The organism is Marinovum sedimenti (assembly GCF_054052205.1).
Genome location: NZ_CM133223.1, coordinates 2,875,887 through 2,890,781 on the forward strand (window position 1 = coordinate 2,875,887; position 14,895 = coordinate 2,890,781).

At 63.5% G+C, this 14,895-nt stretch carries 15 protein-coding genes; 7 read left to right on the forward strand and 8 right to left on the reverse strand.

Features of this window, described 5'->3' with window-relative positions:
• The first annotated feature begins 5 nt into the window (after positions 1-5).
• The 3 genes from ACW9UO_RS13760 (at position 6) to ACW9UO_RS13770 (ending at position 2,562) form a co-directional block, all read left to right on the forward strand.
• The gene (locus tag ACW9UO_RS13760) at positions 6-854 is read left to right on the forward strand and encodes a class I SAM-dependent methyltransferase (protein WP_457086360.1); all 849 of its coding nucleotides are present in this window, start codon (positions 6-8) and stop codon (positions 852-854) included.
• Positions 851-1,240 carry a DUF3307 domain-containing protein gene (locus ACW9UO_RS13765; protein WP_457086361.1) on the forward strand — a complete coding sequence of 130 codons (390 nt, stop codon included), beginning with the start codon at positions 851-853 and terminating at the stop codon, positions 1,238-1,240. Before ACW9UO_RS13760 ends, ACW9UO_RS13765 begins: the two co-directional genes overlap by 4 nt.
• Positions 1,241-1,356: 116 nt before the next feature.
• Positions 1,357-2,562, forward strand: a complete 1,206-nt coding sequence (locus ACW9UO_RS13770; protein ID WP_457086362.1) for an LL-diaminopimelate aminotransferase — start codon at positions 1,357-1,359, stop codon at positions 2,560-2,562.
• 3 nt (positions 2,563-2,565) lie between these two features.
• Here ACW9UO_RS13770 and ACW9UO_RS13775 read toward each other — a convergent pair whose 3' ends face one another.
• The 6 genes from ACW9UO_RS13775 to ACW9UO_RS13800 all read right to left on the reverse strand — a co-directional run bounded on the left by ACW9UO_RS13775 (position 2,566) and on the right by ACW9UO_RS13800 (position 8,904).
• The gene (locus ACW9UO_RS13775; RefSeq protein WP_457086363.1) at positions 2,566-3,330 is read right to left on the reverse strand and encodes a 3-keto-5-aminohexanoate cleavage protein; all 765 of its coding nucleotides are present in this window, start codon (positions 3,328-3,330) and stop codon (positions 2,566-2,568) included.
• 66 nt (positions 3,331-3,396) lie between these two features.
• On the reverse strand, positions 3,397-4,356 hold the full coding sequence (locus ACW9UO_RS13780) for an ATP-grasp domain-containing protein (protein WP_457086364.1): 960 nt from the start codon (positions 4,354-4,356) through the stop codon (positions 3,397-3,399).
• 78 nt (positions 4,357-4,434) lie between these two features.
• Positions 4,435-6,027 (reverse strand): zinc metalloprotease, encoded by a 1,593-nt coding sequence (locus ACW9UO_RS13785; protein ID WP_457086365.1) that lies wholly within the window; start codon positions 6,025-6,027, stop codon positions 4,435-4,437.
• Between the two features lie 146 nt (positions 6,028-6,173).
• Complete coding sequence (locus ACW9UO_RS13790; RefSeq protein WP_457086366.1) at positions 6,174-6,482, reverse strand: hypothetical protein; 309 nt, start codon at positions 6,480-6,482, stop codon at positions 6,174-6,176.
• A gap of 38 nt (positions 6,483-6,520) precedes the next feature.
• Positions 6,521-7,969: a M28 family metallopeptidase gene (locus ACW9UO_RS13795; protein ID WP_457086367.1), complete on the reverse strand. Its 1,449-nt coding sequence runs from the start codon at positions 7,967-7,969 to the stop codon at positions 6,521-6,523.
• 158 nt (positions 7,970-8,127) lie between these two features.
• Entirely contained in the window at positions 8,128-8,904 is a 777-nt protein-coding gene (locus ACW9UO_RS13800) for a FadR/GntR family transcriptional regulator (protein WP_457086368.1), read from the reverse strand.
• A 71-nt stretch (positions 8,905-8,975) separates the two neighbouring features.
• Here ACW9UO_RS13800 and ACW9UO_RS13805 point away from each other — a divergent pair, with 71 nt between their 5' ends.
• Genes ACW9UO_RS13805 through ACW9UO_RS13820 form a run of 4 tightly spaced genes read left to right on the forward strand, consistent with a single transcriptional unit; the run spans position 8,976 to position 12,507 of the window.
• Positions 8,976-9,737, forward strand: a complete 762-nt coding sequence (locus ACW9UO_RS13805) for a DUF2182 domain-containing protein (protein ID WP_457086369.1) — start codon at positions 8,976-8,978, stop codon at positions 9,735-9,737.
• 18 nt (positions 9,738-9,755) lie between these two features.
• Entirely contained in the window at positions 9,756-10,385 is a 630-nt protein-coding gene (locus tag ACW9UO_RS13810; RefSeq protein WP_457086370.1) for a DUF1326 domain-containing protein, read from the forward strand.
• Positions 10,386-10,404: 19 nt separating this feature from the next.
• A complete protein-coding gene (locus ACW9UO_RS13815) occupies positions 10,405-11,508 on the forward strand; it encodes a dimethylsulfoniopropionate demethylase (protein WP_457086371.1) in 1,104 nt (367 codons plus the stop codon).
• Positions 11,509-11,520: 12 nt separating this feature from the next.
• Positions 11,521-12,507: an oxidoreductase gene (locus ACW9UO_RS13820; protein ID WP_457086372.1), complete on the forward strand. Its 987-nt coding sequence runs from the start codon at positions 11,521-11,523 to the stop codon at positions 12,505-12,507.
• A 145-nt stretch (positions 12,508-12,652) separates the two neighbouring features.
• Here ACW9UO_RS13820 and ACW9UO_RS13825 read toward each other — a convergent pair whose 3' ends face one another.
• Both ACW9UO_RS13825 and ACW9UO_RS13830 read right to left on the reverse strand, forming a co-directional pair.
• Positions 12,653-13,738: a thiolase family protein gene (locus ACW9UO_RS13825; RefSeq protein ID WP_457086373.1), complete on the reverse strand. Its 1,086-nt coding sequence runs from the start codon at positions 13,736-13,738 to the stop codon at positions 12,653-12,655.
• On the reverse strand, positions 13,735-14,895 hold the full coding sequence (locus tag ACW9UO_RS13830; protein ID WP_457086374.1) for an AMP-binding protein: 1,161 nt from the start codon (positions 14,893-14,895) through the stop codon (positions 13,735-13,737). The genes ACW9UO_RS13825 and ACW9UO_RS13830 overlap by 4 nt, the downstream gene beginning before the upstream one ends.

Sequence of the window (14,895 nt, forward strand, 5' to 3'; positions counted from 1 at the left end):
AAGCCATGAGCAATCAGGACACGCACGACATCTGGAACGGGCAATCCGGCCGCGATTGGGCGAATTTCCAGACCCAGCTTGATACCTTTCTTGCGGATTCGATACGCCGGTTGCTGGCGCTTTTGCCCCTTGCCCCCGGCGCGCGGGTGCTTGAGATCGGCAGCGGTGCCGGCACCCTGAGCCTTGAAATGGCGCGGGCTGTTGCGCCCGCCGGTTCGGTGCTGGGGCTTGATATCTCGGACCCGCTGCTTGATCTGGCGCGGCGCAGGGCGGTGAAGCAGGGCAATCTTGGCTTTCGCAACCTCGACATCCAGACCACCGATCTTGACGAGACCGGGTTTGATATCTGCGCCGCGCACGTCGGCATGATGTTCTTTTCCGATCCGGTGCTGGCACTGTCGCGCATCCGCGAGCACTTGGCCCCCGGCGCGGTGATCGCCTTCAACGGCTGGGCCGATCACGACAATCCGTGGTTCTCGGTGCCGATGCAGGTGGCCGAGCGTCATCTGCCGCCCTTGCCCGCCTCTGCCACCAGCAAAATCCCGCCGCCGGGGCCGCTGGCTTTTGCCAATGTGACCTATGTAACAGGCGTTTTGAACGCGGCAGGGTATAGTGGAATCGAGGGCTGGCAAGAGGGCATCGAAATCCGCCATCCCGGAGGTATGGAGGCGCTCATGCAGTCGCTGTCTTACGTCGGCCCGATTTCCACGCTCTACCGGTTGCGCCAACCGGATGCGGCCACGCAGGCGCGCATCGCCGATGAAATCCGCACGGCTTTCGCCCCCTACATCGCCAAAGACGGGTCACTGCTGTTGCCCGGCACCATGTCGTATTACCGGGCCATCGCGCCATGAGCGCCGAGGTCCTTTGGCTGTTGGGGTTGATTGCGGGCCTCCAGATCAAGCATCTGTTCGCGGATTTCCTGATGCAGACGCGCTATATGCTCGACGGCAAGGGCCGCTATGGCCATCCCGGCGGGCTGGCACATGCCGGGGTGCATGGCGGGATGAGCTTTGTGCTGCTGGCACTGGCCAATGTGCCCCTCGTGGCTGTCGCGGGCTTGGTTCTGGCGGAAATCGTGGTGCATTATCACCTCGACTGGGGCAAGGAACGCTGGTGTCAAAAGCACCGCCTTGGCCCGACGCGGCCTGGGTTTTGGCGTGCCTTCGGGGCCGATCAGACCTTGCACCAACTGACTTACCTCGCGATGGCGGCACTGGCGCTAGGGGCGGTGGGCTAGGCGCTTGGCCACGGGATTTGCGGCTCCGCAACCGCTGTGGATGCAAAACGGGCTTACAACCGGGCGCCGAGGGCGTTAAAGCCTTGGGCAACAGCCACAAAGCCTGAAAAAAACCCATGTCTGAAGAATTTTACCGCCTGCGCCTGCTCCCGCCCTATGTGATTGCCGAAGTCACCGCGATGCGCGCGGCGGCGCGGCGCGAAGGCCGCGATGTGATCGATCTTGGCATGGGCAACCCCGATCTGCCGCCGCCCCAGCACGTCATCGACAAGCTGGTGGAAGTGGCGCTAAAGCCCGACGCGCACGGCTATTCCCAGTCCAAGGGCATCCCCGGTCTGCGCCGCGCGCAGGCGAATTACTATGGCAATCGCTTTGGCGTCGATCTTGACCCCGAAACCGAAGTTGTCGTCACCATGGGCTCGAAAGAGGGGCTCGCCAGCCTTGCCACCGCGATCACCGCGCCGGGCGACGTAGTGCTGGCCCCCGATCCGTCTTACCCGATCCACACCTTCGGCTTTATCATGGCCGGGGCCACGATCCACGCGGTGCCGACCACGCCGGATGAGTTCTATTTCGAAAGCCTCGAAAAGGCCGTTGCCGACTGTCGTCCCAAGCCCAAGGTGCTGGTGGTCAACTATCCCTCGAACCCCACAGCCGAGACCGTGGACCTTGCGTTTTACGAGCGCCTCGTGGCGTTTGCCAAGGAAAACCACCTCTATGTCGTCTCGGATCTCGCCTATTCCGAGCTGTATTACGATGGCAAACCCACCCGTTCGATCCTCGAAGTGCCGGGCGGCAAGGATGTCGCGGTCGAGTTCACCTCGCTGTCGAAATCCTATTCGATGGCGGGCTGGCGCATGGGCTTTGCGGTCGGCAATCCCAAGCTGATTGCGGCGATGACGCGGGTCAAATCCTACCTCGATTACGGCGCCTTTACCCCGATCCAAGCCGCCGCCTGCGCCGCGCTGAACGGACCGCAGGACATCGTGGCCGAAAACCGCGCCCGCTATCAGAAGCGCCGCGATGTGATGGTCGAAAGCTTTGCGCGCGCTGGCTGGGACATTCCCGCGCCAGCGGCATCGATGTTCGCCTGGGCCCCACTGCCGCCCGCGTTGGCGCATATGGGGTCACTGGAATTCTCCAAGGCCCTGCTGACCAATGCCAATGTCGCTGTGGCCGCCGGGATCGGCTATGGCCCGCGCGGCGAAGGCTATGTGCGCCTTGCCATGGTCGAGAATGAACAGCGCATCCGGCAGGCCGCGCGCAACATTCGCCGGTATCTGCAATCGGTCGGGGTCAACACGCCCGCGCAGAAGGACTAAGCGTTACGCTGGCGGCAAAAGCGCCGCCAGTTCCGCCACCTTTTGCGCGTTGTCGCGGGCGATATCGCCATTGCGCAACTGGCGCGAGTTTTCAAACCCGATCCGGCATTTCCCGCCAAGCGATGCGGCGTGCAGCAGGCAATCCACTTCGCGTGCGCCAAAGGCACAGATCGCCCAATCCGGCGTCAGGGCTTCGCGCGCCAGCCAGTCGGTAAAGGGCGTCAGATCCTCGGGCGTGGACTGGCCATTGCTGCTGTAACGGCCGAGCACATAGATCAATTGCAACGCATCCGAGCGCAACAGCGCCTCGGGCAATGCGCGCAGCAACAGCGCGCAATCCTCAACGTCATACAGGATGTGCTGGATGGCGATGCCCTTGGACTCGCAGGCGTTATAGAAGTCTGCCACCGGCGCAGAGGTATCCCGGCTCAGCTCGCGGATTGACGCCGACACCAGCGAAGCCCCCGAGGTCAGCGCCACGTCGCGCTGCACATCCGGTTCGTAAATCCCCACCGCTTCGGTGGTGATCTGCACCGTCAGCTCCGGCACCGCCTGCGAAAGTTCTGCCAAAGCCTCGCGATACGCCCCCGCATCAAGCAGATGCCCGCCATCAGCGTCGCGCAGATGCAGGTGAAGCCCGTCAGCCCCCGCCGCATGACACGCCTGCGCGCAGGTCACGATCTCGGGCAGGGTCAGCGGAAACGCGGGGTGATCGGCCTTTTGCAAACGCGCGCCGTTGGGCGCAACCATGATCCGGGGCAGGGGCATCGGGGCATCTCCGTGAAGCACATGTTGCCCCAGCGATACCCCAGCCCATGCCCCGGTAACAGGGGTTTATTCCGCCGCCGCCCGCAGCCCCGGTTTCGCATTCCGGTCAAGCGCTGCGGCAATCGCCTGCGGCACCGGCTGGCCGGTGCGCCCGGCGGCAAAGACGTATTCCCCGGCGGGATTGACCTCAAAAAACACATGCTCGCCCTCGGGTGTCACCCGCAGATCAAGCGCGCCGTAGACCAACCCGAAGTGGTCCATAAGCGCCTGCAATTGCGTCTGGATCTGGTCAGGCAGATCATAGGCAAAGACCTCGGCCGTGCCGATGCCCGAGCGATAATCCACCTCATGCGCGACCTCGCTGCGAAACGCGGTGGCAAACATCTCGCCGTCCACCGCCGTGACCCGAATATCGAGCGACAGCGGGATGTATTCCTGAAAGATCACCGGCGCAAACCGCACCGCATCCAGCCGCGCCAATTCATCCGGGCCAACCTTCATCGTCTCACGCGGGGCCTCGGGCAGGTTGCGAAACGCCTTGCGGATCGTGCCGGTGGCCTCATGCGCCTCGATAAAGGCACGCGCCTGCTCGGGCCCGTTGGTGACAAGCGTGTCGGGCACCCGCATCCCCAGCCGTTGCGCCACCCGCAGCTGTGCGATTTTGCGGCTTGCGGCCTCGTCGGCGTTGGGGTGGTTCATCCAGAAACAGTCCATCGCGTGCCACAACCCGTTCACCGCCTCCGTCGTCTCAGACCAGGCAAACATCCGGCTGGTGTCATCGGTCAGCGCGGGGTCAAGCTCGAACGGGCGAATGCGCCGGTTCCAGATCGCGCCGACCTCATCAAGGTTTATGCGCTGGCCATCGCTGGTGTCGATAAACAGCGCATCGCCCTGCGCCCCGGCCATCGCATGCAGCTTGGCCCGCTGGGGAAAATCGGCGAGATCGAGCACGGTATAGGGCTGGGTCACATGCTGCAAAACGCGCTCTACGTGGTCGTTATCGGAAAATGTGATGATCAAAATCATGGCGGTTGTCCAAATCGGGCCTGAGTGGGGGGCACCCGGCGAAACCGCTCCGCCGGGCGCAATCGGTCACATCGCGGGTTATTGCCCGCCCATCTGGACATAGGCCTCATAGGCCTGCTGGAAGCCCTGAAGCCCCTGATGATCGAGCATACCGCGCTGATTGAGCTGCATATATTGGCTCAGGATCATCGCATAATGCTGCAACATCATCTGCTGGCCCTGATCGGGGGCAGGGGGCTGGGGTTGCGCCTGAGGTTGGACCTGTGGCTGGCCGGGCGCGGCCCCGGTGCCAAGCACGAAAGGCATCGGGCTTGGGAAGGGGAACGGAAACGGGCCAGGGAACGGGCCGATAGGGCCGGGATCAAGCTGCTTGGGACCGGGATCGAAAATCTTGGGGCCGGGGTCAAGCTGCTTGGGTCCGGGGTCGCGGATCTTCGGACCAGGGTCGAGGATCTTGGGGCCGGGATCGAAAATCTTTGGCCCCGGATCGCGCACCTTGGGCCCGGGATCGAAGGCCCCTTTTGGACCCGGCTCCAGAATGGATTTCGGATCGGCAAAGGGTGGCTTGGGATCGAACGGGAGATCCTTGGGGAAATCCTTGCCGGGATCCTTGGGAAAGTCCTTCGGCCCGTCTTTCGGAAAGTCCTTTGGCCCGTCCTTGGGGGTTTCCTTGATCGGATCCTTGATAAAGTCCTTGGGGCCATCCTTTGGCAGTTCCTTGATCGGAATTTTCGGACCGACCACGATATCACAGGAGATCGCCTCACCGATGGTGCTGCGCACCCCGTCAAGACAGGCGTGCATCCGCGCCACCTGACCCTCGGAGAACATCACCATCGTATCATCGTCGACATAATCCATGTAATTCATGAACATGTCGCCATTCGGCCCGTTGCTGCAGGAAATCGACGGGAACGTCGGTTTGCCCACGTTCTCCCCGCCCTGATTGGGCGTATCGGCCACGAAATCGGTGCCGGAGCAGCCGCCGCCGTCATCGCCCCAGATGTGGCGCAGGTTAAGCCAGTGGCCGATTTCATGCGTCGTGGTGCGGCCCTTGTCGAACGGATCGCGCGCGGTGCCGGTGGTGCCAAAGCCGGTGTGGGTGACGACCACGCCATCGGTTGCCGCTGCACCGCCGGGGAACTGGGCATAACCCAACAGCCCGCCAGACAGGTTGCCGACCCAAATGTTAAGGTATTCGTCACTGGGCCAGGCATCCTTGCCGCCGCGCCCATCGAACTTGATGTCATCGTTGCCGCTGAAAGAGGTCTTGCTGGTTTCGGTGCGGGTCACACCGTCGGTTGGATTGCCCTCGGGGTCGGTTGAGGCGAGTATGAACTGAATGCGCGCATCCGCCGCCAAGGGGGCAAAGGGCGCGGGCACATTGGCCACATCGGCATTACGCTTGCGAAAGTCCTTGTTGAGCACGTCGATCTGACTGTCGATCTGCGCCTGTGTGATATTCTCTGCGGCGGTTTTGTGAACCACGTGAACGACAACCGGAATGCGCACACACCCGGGGCGCATCACCGGGCCGCTCATCGCCACACGAAAGGCGTGCTCTTCGATCCGGGCCAGCCTGCGGGCATAACCGGGGTCTTCGTCAAGCAAACGCCGGTGGTTCTTCATCGTACCGCAATCGCGGTGCTTGTGCTGTGTCTCGTCAGCCATGGGAAATCTCCTTTGAAACGAATTCTTTTCCGCGGGGGTGCCGCGCCTGTAAAAAGGGTCAGGCCTGATGCCCCGATCCCCTTTCGGGGATCTCGCGCCGAAAATGCAGCACGGGTCAGGGCAAATTTACTCTCAGGTGGCCAAACCTAGCGGCGCCGCAAAATCAGCGTGTCGTCAGATAGCTCTTCTATCTCATACGTGCCCTCCCAATCCTTGAGGCGCAGCGCGAGCGAGGCACCGTCGAGGGTCCAACTGCCGCGGCCATCCTCGACCAGCGCATCGGTTGGGCTGCCCGACATCTGCGTGGCGCGGCCCTGTCCCGACAGATCAAGCTGGCGGCGCGGGGCGCGGGTGCGGGGGATATCGGCCTCGGGGCTTTTCAGAACGATTTTGCCGTCGCCCGAAAGCTCGGACATCTCGACCCAGGTTTGTTGCAGTTTGGTTTCATCGGTCATGGTTCTCTTACCTTTCGTGACACGGGGGTACGCCCCTATCAGGTAGTGCGCGCCACCAGAGTATCATGGGCATATCGCAGCGCCTGCCATGTCATCCTGTCCTCATTAGAGAGCCACCCCGACGGGCCAAGCCGGGCATATTGCGCCATCAGGATCTGGTAATGCCGCGCCAATTCGCGGACCTGTTGGCTCTGCGCGCTCTCGCCACCCCCACAGCCACAGCCGCAATCCTCTTTCGGTTTGGGCGCGTCGGCCACCACCGCCGCCTCGGCCAGATACCCGGCGTTCATCCGCAGGATTTCAGCGCCGTAGCCGGTGTCGATCTTGTCAAGCGTGTCATTGCCGGTGTGAATGTCGGAATTGGCGGTGTCGGTGCCCTCGATGCTCAGTACCGCCGGGATGCCGACATCAAGAAACGGCATGTGATCGCTGGCAAAAGGCAGCAGCGAGACCTGCACCGTGAGGCTGGTAAAGGCCGCAGCGGCGGCGGCCATCTTATCGATCTGATCCTGCGCAAACGGGTGGCTTTCCAGCAGCACCGCCTGCGGCATCGCATTGACCGTGCCGATCATATCCATGTTGAGCACACCGGCGATCCCGTCGCGGTCGCCTTGGCTCAGCCCGGCAACATATTGCGTGCTGCCGTGCAGGCCCTGTTCCTCGCCGCCGACCAGCACAAAGGTGATGTCATGTTCGGTGTCGCGCCCGGCCAGCACCTGCGCCAATTCCAACAGCCCGGCCGAGCCAGAGGCATTGTCATCCGCGCCGGGGGCAGGCGCGGCAGGGCCATCGCTGTGATTGACCGAATCCAGATGCGCCACAACGACATATTCGCGCGGCTCGGCCCCGGTGCCGCGTTTGTGCGCCACCACATTGTGCGAGGTGCCGCCGGGGATCGTGACATTGGTCAGTTCCGCACCATAGCCCATCGCCGCCAGCTCATCCCGCGCCCATCGCGCCGCCTGCACAAACTCCGGGCTGGACGACAGCCGTGTGTGATAGCTGGTCAGATGCGCCAAACGCTGGCCAAACCGCGCGGCATCAACGGCGTTCACCACGCTTTCCACCGCCGCGCTGCTGCGCTGGGTTGCGCCGGGCTGAACGGTTTCAAACGCCACCGAGTTCTCGGCCAGCGGCAGGATCTCGAAACAAACCTCATCCTTGTGGATCAGCTTCGACACCTTCTTGGGCGCGACATCAATGACCAAATAGCGCCCCTTGTCGAGCAGCACCGGAATGTCGGGATGGGCCTGCTGAAAGGTGCGGCCCTTCTGCACAACCAGATGCATATTGCCCTTGCGCGCAGATCCCTCGGGCTGTGCCGCGTTGCGTTTGGCAAGGCCCTTGGTCACGTCCGACCATTTGTCATTGGCGGAATAGACGAACAGATCGTCACCGAACTGAACCCACCAGCCCTCGGATTTTTCGGCTTTTCGGCGTGCAGCTTTGGCACCGCCCGAAGGGGCGGGAAACGTGGAAAATTTCATGGCAAAATACCTATAAGAACGAGAGGTATCTTAGCAAAATCAGGCGATTCCCTCAACCATAGCGAAAGTAGAGGTGCAACCCAAAGTTTTGCTTTGGGAACACAGGTTTACTGCAAAACCTTGGAAAAACGGCCGGTCGGGTATACCTGACTTACGCGCTATGGTTGATTTGCGCTATTGCGCGGCGATTCGACATCCGGCGTTTTTGCCCGTGTGCGCGCGGCGATGAAAGTGCGCCCCAGCTCAAGCGTATATTGCTCAAGCGCCTGCAACACCCGGTCGGCCTCGCGCGGTTTGCGCGCCTCGATCGCGTCAATCAGACGGGCGTGCAGCCCGAGGATCTGTTCGCGCGACCGGGCGGAAAAGGTGATCATGTTCATCAGCGGCTGCATCGCCTCGACCGCGCCCGCCAGTTGATACGACAGGATCGGATTGCCCGCCGCATCCACCAAGCGGCGATGCAGCGCCACGTCGGAGGCGCAGAAATCTTCGTCGCTCAGTCCGGCCTGCGCCTGCCGTCCAATCTCGGCCCGCATCGCAGCAAGATCCTCATCGCTGCGCCGCTTGGCCGCAAGCCCGGTACAGGCGGTCTCCATCGCGTAACGCGCTTCGCAGGCGACCTCAAAATCGACCTCATTGATCGACAACAACAGCGTCGAGGTGGTGGCATGTTGCGCCTGCGCCTCGGCATAAGACAGCCGCCGCACAAAGGCCCCGCCAAAGGCCCCACGCTCAGTTCGGATCAGCGATTGCGCCGCCAACCGCTTGAGCGCCTCGCGCACCGTGGGCCGCGACACATCAAAGGTTTCGGCCAGGTCCTGCTCGGACGGAAGCCGGTCATCCGCCGTCAGCTCGCCAGTCAGAATCGCATCCCGCAGCGCCTTGGCAATTTGCGCCGGAAGATCGGATCGTTGATTTAGCTTGGTTTTTTTCATTTGTCTTACATTTAATTGTAAGGCATTTTATACCGCAGAATAGGGGCACATGGCAAGAACGGGGAGGGTTCATGCAGGCAATACGTGGCATTACCGTCGGCCGGCTGCACTGGCTCACCTTCTTCGGGGCCGTCCTTCTGGGCTGGGTCGCGCTGTTCGCGATGGCCATCCCGCAAGAGCTGCGCACGTTCGAGGCGACCTATGGCGGCACAGGCCTGTCCCTGATCGAAATCCTCTGCGGTGGGGCGCTGGGCGCATCCGGGTTCCTGACCGCTTTCGCGATGTGGGCGCTGATGAGCGCGGCGATGATGGCCCCGACGGCTGTGCCCGCCTTTCGCACCTATGACGACATCGGCCATGTCACCGCCACCGGTTTTGGCAAGCTCCTCACCGGCTATCTCACCGCTTGGATCGGCTTCTCGGCGCTGGCCGCCGCCGCGCAGGTCGCGCTGTTCGATCTCGGGCTGATCGGCGCGCTGGGCCAAAGCCTGTCGCTGCCGCTGACGATAGCGCTGCTGATCGGCGCGGGGGCCTATCAGTTCAGCCCGATGAAGGCCGCCTGCCTGTCGCGCTGCCGTGCCCCGCTGACGTTTTTCATCCAACATTGGGACGAAGGTCCGCTGCGCAACGGCCTGCGATTGGGCCTCGATTGCGTCGGCTGTTGCTGGGCGCTGATGACGCTCGGCTTTGTCGGCGGCACGATGAACCTCGCCTTTATGGGCCTCGCTATGGTGCTGATGACATTGGAAAAACTGCCCGACATCGGGCGTTACCTGACCAAACCGATGGGCGCGGGGCTGATCGCTTCGGGCCTGATGCTACCGCTATTCTGACACGGGAGGAGACACCCCATGGCGCTTGATGCCACCACGATTCCGGACTGGACGATCAAAGGCGAATTGATCCTGAACTGCAACTGCACGGTGTTCTGCCCCTGCGTTGTGTCGCTGGGCAAACACCCGCCCACCGAGGGCTATTGCCAGGCTTGGGTCGGCGTCCGCATCGACGAAGGTTCCTATGGCGACGAAGATCTCTCGGGCCTCAATGTCGGGCTGATCATGGACATTCCCGGCAACATGGGCCGCGGCAACTGGAAGGCCGCCGCCTATATCGACGACCGCACCAGCGCGGCGGCATATGATGCGCTGATCGCCATCTTCTCGGGCGCGGCGCGCGGCACGACAGGGCTGTTTGGCATCATGGTGAGCGAATTTCTCGGGGCCGAACGCGCGCCGGTTTCATTCGAAACCGAAGGCACCACCCGCCGCCTTATGGTTGGCAAAAAGATCCAAGGCGAAGTGGTGCCAGTGACCAACGCGCAGGGCAAGGAAACCGTGATCACCAACACCGATTACTGGATGGGCCCCGACATCACCGTCGCCACCGCCACCAAGGCGCGGGTGCGGGCCTATGGCCGCGTGTGGGATTTTGAGGGCCGCTCGGCCGAGATTTGCCAGATCGATTGGCACGGTCCACGTTAACCTGAAAGGAACTCGGGCGATGGCACTGTTGTCCCAATCGCGGCGTCTGCGCCGCACACCGTTTTCCGATGGGGTCGAGGCTGCGGGCGTGCAGGCTTATACCGTCTATAATCACATGCTGTTGCCGACGATGTTCCGCAGCGTGGAAGAAGACTATCGCCATCTGAAAGAGGCGGTTCAAGTCTGGGATGTCGCCTGCGAACGGCAGGTCGAACTGCGCGGGCCAGACGCCGGGCGGTTGATGCAATTGCTCACCCCGCGTGACCTGCGGGCGATGCTGCCGGGGCAATGCTATTACGTGCCGATTGTCGATGAAACCGGCGGCATGTTGAACGATCCGGTGGCGGTGAAACTGGCCGAAGATCGCTGGTGGGTGTCAATCGCCGACAGCGATTTGCTCTATTGGATCAAGGGGCTTGCCTATGGCTATCGGCTTGATGTGCTGGTGGATGAACCCGACGTTTCGCCACTGGCCATTCAAGGGCCGCGCGCCGACGATCTGATGGCGGCGGTGTTTGGCGACGTGGTGCGCAACATTCGGTTCTTCCGCTTCATGCACCTCGATTTCCAGGGCCGCGATATGGTTGTGGCGCGCTCGGGCTATTCCAAACAGGGCGGGTTCGAGATTTATGTCGAGGGCGAAGACATCGGCATGCCGTTGTGGAACGCGCTGATGGAGGCGGGCCGGGGCATGGATGTGCACGCCGGTTGCCCCAATCTGATCGAGCGGATCGAGGGCGGATTACTGTCGTATGGCAACGACATGACCGACGACAACACGCCCCACGAATGCGGGCTGGGGCGGTTCTGTAACACGCAGACGGCGATTGGCTGCATTGGCCGCGATGCTTTGTTGCGGGTCGCCAAGGAAGGCCCGGTCAAACAGATCCGCGCGCTTGCGATTGACGGCGATCCGGTGCCGGGCTGCGACCGGTTTTGGCCGGTGCGGGCGGGCGAAAAAGTGGTGGGCCGGGTGTCCTCGGCGGCATGGTCGCCCGACTTTCAAACCAACGTTGCCATCGGCATGGTCCGCATGACCCATTGGGATGCCGGCACCGCGCTGACGGTCGACACGCCGGCAGGCGCGCGGGCGGCAACGGTTCACGAAAACTTCTGGCTTTAAGGGAAAAGTAACATGTTCAAGGCACTCCTCGTTGAGAAGGACGAAGACGGCAAGACATCGGCCAGCGTGCAGGAGGTCAGCGAAGACCAACTGCCCGACGGCGATGTGACGGTGGCGGTGGAGTATTCTACCGTGAATTACAAAGACGGGCTGTGCATTGGACCGGGCGGCGGTTTGGTGCGCACTTACCCGCATGTGCCGGGGATCGACTTTGCCGGGACGGTCGAGGCGTCGGACGACGCCCGCTACAAACCCGGCGATAAGGTTGTGCTCACGGGGTGGCGCGTTGGCGAAAACCGGTGGGGCGGTTATGCCGAAAAGGCCCGCGTCAAGGCGGATATGCTGGTGCCGCTGCCCGAGGGGCTGGACACACGGCAGGCGATGGCGGTGGGCACCGCCGGTCTGACCGCGATGCTGGCGGTGATGGCGCTGGAGGATCAGGGAATCAAAGACGGGCCGGTTCTGGTGACGGGCGCGGCGGGCGGTGTCGGTTCTGTTGCCACGGCGATCCTGGCCAATCTTGGCCATCAGGTGGCGGCTGTCACCGGGCGGCCCGATCAAGAGGACTACCTCCGAAGCCTCGGCGCGACGCAGATCGTTGCGCGCGAAGAGCTGACGGAAGTGACGCGCAAGCCGTTGGAGGCCGAACTCTGGGGTGGCTGCGTGGATGCTGTCGCGGGGGCAATGCTGGGCCGGGTGCTGAAACAGATGCAATACGGGTCGTCTGTGGCGGCCATCGGTCTTGCGGGCGGCGCGGCAATTGAGGGCGGTTTGATCACGCCGTTCATCCTGCGCGGCGTCAATCTGCTGGGCATCGACAGCGTGATGCAGCCCTATGACAACCGGGTGCGCGCCTGGAAGCGGATCGCCAAGGATCTGCCGATGGACAAGCTTGAGGCGATGGTTCAGCCCGCCACACTGTCGGATCTGCCGGGGTTGGGGCGCGATATCCTGAAGGGTCAAGTCAAGGGCCGGGTCGTTGTCGACGTAAAAGGCTGATTTTCGCCACGCCTGCGCGTGTCGACAGGCTGGGGGGCGCTGCCTCCGTCGTCCATTGGGCTCGGACCAATGGCGCCACAATGGACGACCCCCTGAGGTATTTTTGAACAGAAGAAGTAGGGGGAAAGGCCGCAAGCTGGTCGTATCAGCTTTGCAGCAGAATAGCTGTTCCCAGCCCGCCTGCGGCGGCGATGGCGGCGAGGCCGAGGCCAGTTGTCTGGCGTAGTTGGTGGAACAGGTCGACGGCAAGTACGGCACCGCTTGCGCCGATTGGGTGGCCGCGGGCCAAGGCACCGCCCTGTTGGTTGACGATATCACTGGGCAGATCGGCCCCACGTTGGCAGGCGATGGCCTGAACCGCGAAGGCTTCCATGATCTCCGCCGCCACCAACGCGGGGCGATTCGTGGTGTCGAGCAGGGCGTTGATTGCAGCGACCGGGGCCAGGCCCGGCATATCTGGCGTGCCGCCGAGGGTCAGGCCGGACGCGATTGCGATGGCGTCATGGCCCCGTGCCACGCGTTCGGACACCACCAGCGCAAAGGCGGCCCCATCCGCCGCAACCGCCATATTCGCCGCCGTGATCGTGCCATGCACCACCGGCGCACGGGCGCAAAGCGCGGGGCTCAGCCGTCTGGCGAAAGGGTCGCGCTCCAGTCCATTGATTGCGACGATGCCAGCCGGAGGTGCCGCCATCGCCTTGCGGTGGCTTTCGACGGCCCAAGCGGTTTGCGCCGCGCGGTCGATCCCAAGCTTGCGGGCCAGCAGATCGGCGGCCACCGCCATAGCGGGGTCGCGCTCGGGCCAGGGGGTGAACCGCGCTTGGGTGTAGGCTTCGGGCGGGCGGCCGTCGGCAAAGGTCCGCAATCGGTGTGGCCTGCGCGAATAGCTCTCGGATCCTCCCGCAATCACCACGTCATGCACACCCGCGCGCACCAAAGCGTCGGCCAGCACCAGCGCGTCAAGCCCGCCGGCGCATTGCCTGTCGATGCTCAACCCGGCCACCTGTTCCGGCAACCCAGCGGCCAGAGCCGCAACCCGCGCAGGGTTGCCGCCGGCCCCAAGCGCGTTGGACAGGATCAACTCGCCCACCGCCTCGGGTGCCATCCCTGCATCGGCCAGCAAAGCGTCGATCACCGGCACGGCCAGCTCGGGGCTGTCAAACGTTGCCAAGGCCCCGCCGTGCGGCACAACCGGGCTGCGCCGGGCAGCAATGATGTAGCTCCGGCTCATGTCAGCTCCTCCGCCATCCGCGCCAAGGCTTGCAAATCCGGCTTGCCCGCAGGCAGCAGCGGCAGCGGGTCCAGGCGAACAAACCTGTGCGGCACCGCCTGCGCCCCAAGCGCCACGCGACAAGCGCTGCGCATATCGCGATCCTGCGCGTCACCTTGAACAAACCCAACCAGCCGGTGCCCACGCGCCAGATCAAGCCGGGGCACCACCGCACAGGCCACGACGCCGGGCAGAGCGGCGATCACCCGCTCGATCTCCTCGGGAAAGACATTGCGGTCGGCCACCGTGACCATCCGGCTCTTGCGACCGCGCAGAAACAGGAACCCCTCGCCGTCCAGATACCCCATCTCACCGATGCGCACGGTGGCGTTGCTGCGCGCCGGGTGCCCGTCGTAGCCGTCAAACAGATAGGGCCCCGCGACCTCGATCTCGCCAGTCTCATGCGGCGCGGCAGCGATGCGCAGCTGCACGCCAGGATAGGCGCGCCCGACCGATCCGGGCGGGGTATCGGCATCGCTCATAGTGATAAAACTGGTCTCGCTGGCACCAAAGAATTCGCGCAGCTCGGCCTGCGGGAACAGACCGGCCAAGGCCTGCCACAGCGCCGGGTCAAGCGTGCCACCGCCGCAAAATATCCGCCGCATGTCGGGCAGGGCGGGGATGTCCTCGGCCTCGGCGGCGCGCAGCACCAGCCGCAGTTGCGTGGGCGTGGCATAAAGCACCGTGATGCGCTGATCGCTCAGAAACCGCAGCTGGCGCCGTGGCGAACGCCCCGCCAAAGCCGCCACATCGGCGCCAATGTGCATCGCCTCGAGCACGCCATACAGCGACAGCGAATGCCCGAGCTGGCCGAAGGTGGCATAGCGGTCCGCCGGCCCAATCTGGAACGCCTCGGCATTAACCTCGAACGAGCGCTGCCAGCTTTCGGGCCGCCGCCGGATCACCTTGGGCGCGCCGGTCGATCCTGAGGTTTCGCAAAACAGATAGGGCGCAATGCCCACCGTAACCGTTACTGTCGCGGTCACCGCCCGCTGCGACACCCGAAGCGACAGCCCGCGCCGCACGCCGTCGATCAACGCCGCGATGCCGGGGGTGTCCGGGGTCAGCACCTCGCAGGTGTCGGATATGGCAAAGCCGCGCATCATCGGCCCTGTCAT

What these genes read in the sequence shown, in the direction of transcription:
- ACW9UO_RS13830 (WP_457086374.1), bottom strand. Translation starts at nt 14,895, where the DNA reads ATGACAGGGCCGATGATGCGCGGCTTTGCCATATCCGACACCTGCGAG.
- ACW9UO_RS13765 (WP_457086361.1), top strand. Translation starts at nt 851, where the DNA reads ATGAGCGCCGAGGTCCTTTGGCTGTTGGGGTTGATTGCGGGCCTCCAG.
- ACW9UO_RS13815 (WP_457086371.1), top strand. Translation starts at nt 10,405, where the DNA reads ATGGCACTGTTGTCCCAATCGCGGCGTCTGCGCCGCACACCGTTTTCC.
- ACW9UO_RS13770 (WP_457086362.1), top strand. Translation starts at nt 1,357, where the DNA reads ATGTCTGAAGAATTTTACCGCCTGCGCCTGCTCCCGCCCTATGTGATT.
- ACW9UO_RS13780 (WP_457086364.1), bottom strand. Translation starts at nt 4,356, where the DNA reads ATGATTTTGATCATCACATTTTCCGATAACGACCACGTAGAGCGCGTT.
- ACW9UO_RS13800 (WP_457086368.1), bottom strand. Translation starts at nt 8,904, where the DNA reads ATGAAAAAAACCAAGCTAAATCAACGATCCGATCTTCCGGCGCAAATT.
- ACW9UO_RS13825 (WP_457086373.1), bottom strand. Translation starts at nt 13,738, where the DNA reads ATGAGCCGGAGCTACATCATTGCTGCCCGGCGCAGCCCGGTTGTGCCG.
- ACW9UO_RS13785 (WP_457086365.1), bottom strand. Translation starts at nt 6,027, where the DNA reads ATGGCTGACGAGACACAGCACAAGCACCGCGATTGCGGTACGATGAAG.
- ACW9UO_RS13760 (WP_457086360.1), top strand. Translation starts at nt 6, where the DNA reads ATGAGCAATCAGGACACGCACGACATCTGGAACGGGCAATCCGGCCGC.
- ACW9UO_RS13775 (WP_457086363.1), bottom strand. Translation starts at nt 3,330, where the DNA reads ATGCCCCTGCCCCGGATCATGGTTGCGCCCAACGGCGCGCGTTTGCAA.
- ACW9UO_RS13820 (WP_457086372.1), top strand. Translation starts at nt 11,521, where the DNA reads ATGTTCAAGGCACTCCTCGTTGAGAAGGACGAAGACGGCAAGACATCG.
- ACW9UO_RS13810 (WP_457086370.1), top strand. Translation starts at nt 9,756, where the DNA reads ATGGCGCTTGATGCCACCACGATTCCGGACTGGACGATCAAAGGCGAA.
- ACW9UO_RS13805 (WP_457086369.1), top strand. Translation starts at nt 8,976, where the DNA reads ATGCAGGCAATACGTGGCATTACCGTCGGCCGGCTGCACTGGCTCACC.
- ACW9UO_RS13795 (WP_457086367.1), bottom strand. Translation starts at nt 7,969, where the DNA reads ATGAAATTTTCCACGTTTCCCGCCCCTTCGGGCGGTGCCAAAGCTGCA.
- ACW9UO_RS13790 (WP_457086366.1), bottom strand. Translation starts at nt 6,482, where the DNA reads ATGACCGATGAAACCAAACTGCAACAAACCTGGGTCGAGATGTCCGAG.